Source organism: Rathayibacter sp. CAU 1779, from assembly GCF_054551755.1.
On sequence record NZ_JBTOLK010000002.1, the window covers coordinates 370,177 to 377,405 of the forward strand.

A 7,229-nucleotide genomic window follows, 5' to 3' on the forward strand; every position below is an offset into this window, starting at 1 on the left:
GCCGAATCGGAGGCGTCCGGCAGGCGACATCCGCCCGCTCAGGCCGCCTTGAGCTCCTCAAGAGCGATGCGGTACGCCTCGAGCGTGCGCGCCTCGCCCGGCGCCGTGATGAAGCTCTCACGGATGATGCCGCTCGCGTCGATGAGGAACGTCGCGCGGTTCGCGAACCCTTTGTCCTCCAAGAACACGCCGTACTGCTTGGCGGTGTCACCGTGCGGCCAGAAGTCGCTCAGCAGGGTGAAGTCGTATGACTCCTGCTCCGCCCAGGCACGCAGGGCGAACTTGGAATCGACAGAGATGCCGATCAGCTCGACGCCGTCCGCGCGGAAGATCTCAAGGTTGTCGCGCAACTCGCACAGCTCACCGGTGCAGGTACCGGAGAAGGCGAGGGGGAAGAACACCAGCGCCACCGCGCTCTTTCCGCGGTAGTCGCCGAGGCGAACCGGCTCGCCGAATTGGTTCGGCAACTCGAAATCCGGTGCCTGCGTGTCGTTCTCGAGAGCCACCGTCGCTCCTTCCGGGTGATGCACACCGCATGAATCGCTGGGGCGCCGCCTGCCGACGCGCACGGTAGGAAAGCATAGACCGCGGGTCGCGGCCTGTTCTGTCGCCTCGCCAATGCGAGGGCGGGCTGCTATGCCGCTCAATCGGGGAGCTCTCCGATGCCAGCGACGAACCGCTCCCCTCAATGGTGGCTAGGCTTGCCTACGGCGTGCCGCCTGTCGTAACCCGACAGCGCCGAGTGCCGCCCACGATCGATCCACACAAAGAAAGAGGTCGCGGTGTCTGTCAACGACCAGGACCCGTATTCGGTGAACTACATCGACTCGGACCCTGAGGAGACTGCCGAATGGCAGGAATCCCTCGATTCGCTCGTCGCCACCGAGGGCCACCAGCGGGCGCGGGAGGTCATCCTCAGCCTGTTGAAGCGGTCGAAGGAACTCCACCTTGGCGTGCCGATGGTCCCCACCACGGACTACATCAACACCATCGCCCCGGAGAACGAGCCGGACTTTCCCGGTGACGAGGAGATCGAGCGCCGCTACCGGGCGTGGATCCGCTGGAATGCCGCGATCCTCGTGCACCGCGCCCAGCGTCCGGGAATCGCGGTGGGCGGGCACATCTCCACCTACGCGTCGAGCGCCGCGCTCTACGAGGTCGGATTCAACCACTTCTTCCGTGGCCAGAACCACCCGGGCGGCGGCGACCAGATCTTCATCCAGGGCCACGCCTCCCCCGGCCCCTACGCCCGAGCCTTCCTCGAGGGCAGACTGTCGGCAGACCAGCTCGACGGATTCCGTCAAGAGAAGTCTCACGCCCCGAACGGCCTCTCCTCCTACCCGCATCCGCGACTCATGCCGGAGTTCTGGCAGTTCCCGACGGTTTCGATGGGTCTCGGACCGATCAACGCGATCTACCAGGCACAGCTCAACAGGTACCTCACCAACCGCGGCATCAAGGACGCGTCCGACCAGCACGTCTGGGCGTTCCTCGGTGACGGAGAGATGGACGAGGTCGAAAGCCGCGGTCAGCTGCAGGTCGCAGCGAACGAGGGTCTCGACAACCTCACCTTCGTGATCAACGCGAACCTGCAGCGTCTCGACGGTCCTGTGCGCGGCAACGGCAAAATCATCCAGGAGCTCGAGAGCTTCTTCCGCGGAGCCGGCTGGAACGTCATCAAGGTCGTCTGGGGCCGCGAATGGGACGACCTGCTGGCCAAGGACACCGACGGCGCGCTGCTCAACATCATGAACACGACGCCGGATGGCGACTACCAGACGTACAAGGCCGAAAGCGGCGCCTACGTGCGCGAGCACTTCTTCGGCAAAGACCCGCGGGCGCTGGAGCTCGTCAAGGACTACACCGACGAGCAGATCTGGAACCTGAAGCGCGGCGGACACGACTACCGCAAGGTGTACGCCGCTTTCAAGGCCGCGCTCGAGCACAAGGGCCAGCCGACCGTCATCATCGCCAAGACCATCAAGGGCTACGGCCTGGGTCCGCACTTCGAGGGCCGCAACGCGACCCACCAGATGAAGAAGATGACGCTGGACAACCTCAAGACGTTCCGCGACTCCATGCACATCCCGATCACGGATGAGCAGCTCGCCGAGAACCCGTACCTCCCGCCCTACTACCACCCGGGCGAGAACGACGAGGCCATCCAGTACATGCTGGAGCGTCGTCGGGCACTCGGCGGATTCCTGCCGGAGCGTCGGTCGAAGTACACGCAGATCCCGCTGCCTGACGACAGCGCGTACGCCGTCTCGCGTCGCGGATCCGGCACGCAGGAGATCGCCACCACGATGGCATTCGTTCGTCTGCTGAAGGACCTGCTGCGGGTCAAGGGCTTCGGTCACCGCATCGTGCCGATCATCCCCGACGAGGCCCGCACATTCGGCATCGACGCGTTCTTCCCGAACGCCAAGATCTACAACCCGAACGGACAGCACTACACCTCGGTCGACCGCGAGCTGCTGCTCTCCTACAAGGAGAGCCCGCAGGGCCAGATCATCCACGTGGGCATCAACGAGGCCGGCGCCATGGCCGCCTTCACGAACGTCGGAACCTCCTACGCGACGCACGGCGAGCCGCTCATCCCGGTCTACGTCTTCTACTCGATGTTCGGGTTCCAACGCACGGGCGACGCGATGTGGGCGGCCGGCGACCAGATGGCTCGGGGCTTCATCATGGGCGCGACGGCCGGGCGGACCACGCTCACGGGCGAAGGCCTCCAGCACGCGGACGGCCACTCCCCCATGCTCGCCGCGACCAATCCAGCCGTGGTGACGTATGACCCGGCGTACGCGTACGAGATCGGGCACATCGTCGAAGCCGGTCTGGAGCGGATGTACGGCGGCAACCACCCGGATCCCAACGTCATGTACTACCTCACGGTGTACAACGAGCCGATGGTCCAGCCGGCCGAGCCGGAGGGGCTCGACGTGGACGGCGTCGTGCGCGGCATCTACAAGCTGCGCGCTGCGGAGGGCGACGGGCCAAGGGCGCAGTTGCTGGGGTCAGGCGTCTCCGTGCCGTGGGCCCTCGAGGCGCAGGAGCTGCTGGCGAACGACTGGGGCGTTCGCGCCGAAGTCTGGAGCGTCACGAGCTGGAACGAGCTTCGTCGCGACGGCCTGGCCGCCGACGAGCACAACTTCCTGCACCCGGACGAGGAGAAGCGCGTCCCCTACGTGACGAGCAAGCTCGCCGGTGCCGAGGGTCCGTTCGTTGCGACGACGGACTACGCCCACGCGGTTCCCGACCAGATCCGCGCGTATGTCCCCGGCGAGTTCGCGACGCTCGGCGCCGATGACTTCGGGTTCTCGGACACTCGCGCCGCCGCACGCCGGTTCTTCAAGATCGACGGACCGTCGATGGTGGTGCGCACCCTCGAACTGCTCGCCGCGCGCGGACAGGTCGACGCCTCGGCTCCTGCTCAGGCCATCGAGCGCTACCGGCTCTACGACGTCAATGCCGGCACCACGGGGGTCGCCGGCGGCGAGAGCTAGGCAGCGCGCACGTGGCGAAGCCGAAGACCAAGGAAGAAACCCTCGCCTGGTTGCGGAAGATCTCAGGTGAGCTCGCGACAGCGACGCTGAAACGGCTCGAAGACACGCTCCCGTGGTATCGGGAGATGCCACCGGGCCGGCGTTCCGCCGTCGGCCTGGTGGCGCAGGCGGGCATCACCTCGTTCATCGCATGGTTCGACGATCCGCGCTCGACGCCCTGGATCGCGGCGGACGTGTTCGGAGCAGCTCCCCGCGAGCTGCTCCGGTCCGTCTCGCTGCAGCAGACGCTGCAGCTGATCCGCGTGACCGTCGAGGTGGTCGAGGACCGCGTACGCACCGGAGGCAACGAGGAGCTGCGCGAGGCCATCCTGTTGTACTCCCGCGAGATCGCGTTCGGTGCGGCGGATGTCTATGCACGTGCCGCAGAGGCGCGCGGCCTCTGGGACGCACGCCTCGAAGCGCTCGTCGTGGACTCCATCCTCACCGGCGAGTACGACGACGAGCTCCCCAGCCGGATAGCCGCCCTCGGATGGCACGGACACGGCGAGGTGAGCGTGCTCGTCGGCACCGCACCGAAGCAGCTCGACGTCGACGCGCTGCGGCGCATCGCCAGACACATGGCGGCCGACGTGCTCATCGGCGTGCAGGGATCCCGCCTGGTGCTCGTGATCGGACGCGCTCAGCCGCGTTCCAGCGAGCCCGAGGAGGTCGGCACGTCGAACTCGGTCACGTTCATGGAGATCGCGCAACAACTCGAGCCGGGCTTCGGACCGGGGCACCTGGTGCTCGGCCACGAGGTTCCCGGTCTGGTCGACGCCTCCAAAAGCGCACGCGCTGCACTCGCCGGTTTCGCGGTCGCCAAAGCGTGGCGCAATTGCCCGCGGCCGGTCCATGCAGACGACCTGCTTCCCGAGCGTGCGTTCGCCGGCGATGCGCTGGCCAGGAGCACTCTCGTGAACCGCATCTACCGACCGCTGCAGGCACACTCCCCCGAGCTGCTGAACACGCTCTGGAGCTACCTCGACAACGGCCGCTCGCTCGAGGCCACGGCGCGCGAGCTCTTCGTGCACCCCAACACGGTGCGCTACCGGCTCAAGCGCGTCACGGATGTCATCGGCTGGGATGCAACGGGGGCGCGTGAAGCGCTCATCCTGCAGGCAGCACTCATCGTCGGCTCCATCAACGAGCCGGACGCGCCGGTCCGGAGGCGCTAGACCGATGGTCGTCGACGCGTGCCGTGGCATCGGCGCCGCCGTACCCGAAAACCGAACAGGAGACGCACAACGATGTACGACACCGACAAACGATCCGGCAGGAGTTCATCGAACCCCGACACGGATGCCATCGAGACGATTGGCAGACTAGAACGGTGATCGTCGTCGCCTGCCCCGGACAGGGCTCGCAAACCCCCGGATTCCTCACGCCCTGGCTGGCCGATGCGGAGTCTCGCGCCCTCGTCGAACGTTTTTCGGAGGTGACCGGCGTCGACCTCGTCAGGCACGGCACCGAATCGGACGCCGAGACGATCCGCGACACGTCCATCGCCCAGCCGCTCATCGTCGCCGCCAGCATCGTCGCCCTGCACGCGCTTCGCTCGGCGGCTCCCGACGCGCAGATCGGCGGCATCGCCGGCCACTCGGTCGGTGAAGCCGCGGCGGCGGCCGGTGCGGGCATCCTCTCCGAGGACGACGCGCTCCGCTTCGTGCGCGCAAGGGCCGTACTGATGGCCGACGCTGCAGCAGCGACACCGACGGGCATGAGCGCCGTCCTCGGCGGCGATCAGGACGCCGTGATCGAGCACATCACGGGCTTCGGCCTTGAGCCCGCGAACTTCAACGGCGGTGGCCAGATCGTGGTCGCCGGTGCGCTGGATGCCCTGGCCCGCCTCGCGGAGGAACCGCTCCGCGGAACGCGCGTCGTCCCGCTCCAGGTGGCCGGTGCCTTCCACACCCACTACATGCAGCCGGCGCGAGACGATCTGCAGAAGGTCGTCGCGGACTTCGAGGTCTCCGATCCCGAACTGGCCATCTGGACCAACAGAGACGGATCCGTCGTCGAGTCCGGATCGTCGTACCTTCAGCTGATGGTCGGTCAGGTGGCATCTCCCGTCCGCTGGGACCTCTGCATGGCATCCTTCGAGTCGGCCGGAATCACCGGCCTGATCGAGCTGACCCCTGGCGGTGCGCTCACCGGCTTGGCCAAGCGCGGCCTCAAGGGCGTGCCCGCTGTCGCGATCAAGACGCCCGACGACCTCACCGCGGCAGTGGACCTGCTCACCGCCGCAGGAAGCGAAGACTGAACATGAGCACTCCCCGACTGAACCAGTCGACCGGACCGCAGTACACGCGAATCCTGTCGCTCGGAGCCGCGCGCGGCAGCAACGCCGTCCCGAACGACGACCTCGTCGGGCCGATCAACTCGTCGGACGAATGGATCCGTCAGCGCACCGGCATCATCACGCGTGCTCGTGCGCCGCATGACGTGCTCGCCGAGGATCTCGCGACGGATGCCGCCCGCGAGGCGGTCGAGAAGTCCGGCATCGCGCCATCCGACATCGACCTCGTGCTCATCGCCACGATCAGCAACGCGCGCCAGACCCCGTCGATGTCCGCCGTCGTCGCGGATCGGATCGGCGCGAACCCCGCCGCCGCCTACGACCTGAACGCCGCCTGCGCCGGATACGCGTACGCGGTCGCCCAGGCCGACGCGCTCATCCGCACGGGCGCTGCCCACTACGCGGTCGTCGTCGGCGCCGAGAAGCTGTCGGATGTCGTCGATCCGACCGACCGCAGCATCTCGTTCCTCTTGGGAGACGGCGCGGGCGCAGCGGTGATCGGACCCAGCGACGAGCCCGGCATCGCCCCCACAGTCTGGGGATCCGACGGATCCAAGGCGGACACGGTCGGCATGGACCACACGCTCGTCGAGTTCCGCGACGGGGAGGCCGGCTGGCCGACACTGCGGCAGGACGGACCGTCCGTGTTCCGCTGGGCCGTCTGGGAGATGGTCAAGGTGGCGCGGCGCGCCATCGAGGCTGCCGGCATCGAGCCTGGCGACCTCTCAGCGTTCATCCCCCACCAGGCGAACATGCGCATCGTCGACGAGCTGGCGAAGCAGCTGAAGCTTCCGGAGACGGTCGTGATCGCACGCGACATCGAGACGACGGGCAACACATCGGCAGCCTCGATTCCGCTCGCGGCCCACCGGCTGTTGTCGGAGCATCCGGAACTGAGCGGTACGCTCGCCCTGCAAATCGGCTTCGGCGCCGGCCTCGTGTTCGGGGCGCAGGTCGTCGTGCTGCCCTGAACGGCCCCGAATCACCTTCATCGTGGCTTCGCCGCTCAATCGCTCAATCGGGTCGGCCAGACGAGCCAGCTCGCCCGGCCCTCCCCTCAATCGCATTTAGACTGTTCTGCTGTCACTGACACCCAAGGAGAAACCAACCCATGGCACTTTCCCGCGAAGAAGTCCTCGCCGGCCTTGCCGAGCTGATCAACGACGAGACCGGCATCGCGACCGACACCGTCGAGTACGACAAGTCGTTCACCGACGACCTCGACATCGACTCGATCTCGATGATGACCATCGTGGTCAACGCCGAGGACAAGTTCGACGTCAAGATCCCGGACGAAGAGGTCAAGAATCTCAAGACCGTCGGCGACGCCGTCGACTTCATCGTCAACGCTTCGGCGTGACCCGATCGGCGCGGCTCGCTGGACG

General features: G+C 67.0%; 6 protein-coding genes. 5 read left to right on the top strand and 1 reads right to left on the bottom strand.

The annotated features are described in order from the left end of the window. Positions 1-38: 38 nt before the first annotated feature. Positions 39-506, bottom strand: a complete 468-nt coding sequence (locus ACX9R5_RS12655; RefSeq protein ID WP_459409386.1) for a peroxiredoxin — start codon at positions 504-506, stop codon at positions 39-41. Positions 507-782: 276 nt separating this feature from the next. On the opposite strand from ACX9R5_RS12655, the gene aceE reads away from it, so the two are divergent. The 5 genes from aceE (at position 783) to ACX9R5_RS12680 (ending at position 7,204) form a co-directional block, all read left to right on the top strand. Beyond that, positions 783-3,509 (top strand): pyruvate dehydrogenase (acetyl-transferring), homodimeric type, encoded by a 2,727-nt coding sequence (aceE, locus tag ACX9R5_RS12660; protein ID WP_459409387.1) that lies wholly within the window; start codon positions 783-785, stop codon positions 3,507-3,509. 11 nt (positions 3,510-3,520) lie between these two features. Then, positions 3,521-4,723, top strand: a complete 1,203-nt coding sequence (locus ACX9R5_RS12665) for a PucR family transcriptional regulator (protein WP_459409388.1) — start codon at positions 3,521-3,523, stop codon at positions 4,721-4,723. Positions 4,724-4,878: 155 nt separating this feature from the next. Further along, complete coding sequence (locus ACX9R5_RS12670) at positions 4,879-5,808, top strand: ACP S-malonyltransferase (protein WP_459409389.1); 930 nt, start codon at positions 4,879-4,881, stop codon at positions 5,806-5,808. A gap of 2 nt (positions 5,809-5,810) precedes the next feature. Continuing rightward, positions 5,811-6,815, top strand: a complete 1,005-nt coding sequence (locus ACX9R5_RS12675; RefSeq protein WP_459409390.1) for a beta-ketoacyl-ACP synthase III — start codon at positions 5,811-5,813, stop codon at positions 6,813-6,815. 140 nt (positions 6,816-6,955) lie between these two features. After that, on the top strand, positions 6,956-7,204 hold the full coding sequence (locus ACX9R5_RS12680) for an acyl carrier protein (protein WP_459409391.1): 249 nt from the start codon (positions 6,956-6,958) through the stop codon (positions 7,202-7,204). The last annotated feature ends 25 nt before the right edge of the window (positions 7,205-7,229 follow it).

Excerpts from the sequence above, each read along its gene's own strand:
- ACX9R5_RS12680 (WP_459409391.1), top strand. The coding sequence starts at position 6,956 with ATGGCACTTTCCCGCGAAGAAGTCCTCGCCGGCCTTGCCGAGCTGATC.
- ACX9R5_RS12675 (WP_459409390.1), top strand. The coding sequence starts at position 5,811 with ATGAGCACTCCCCGACTGAACCAGTCGACCGGACCGCAGTACACGCGA.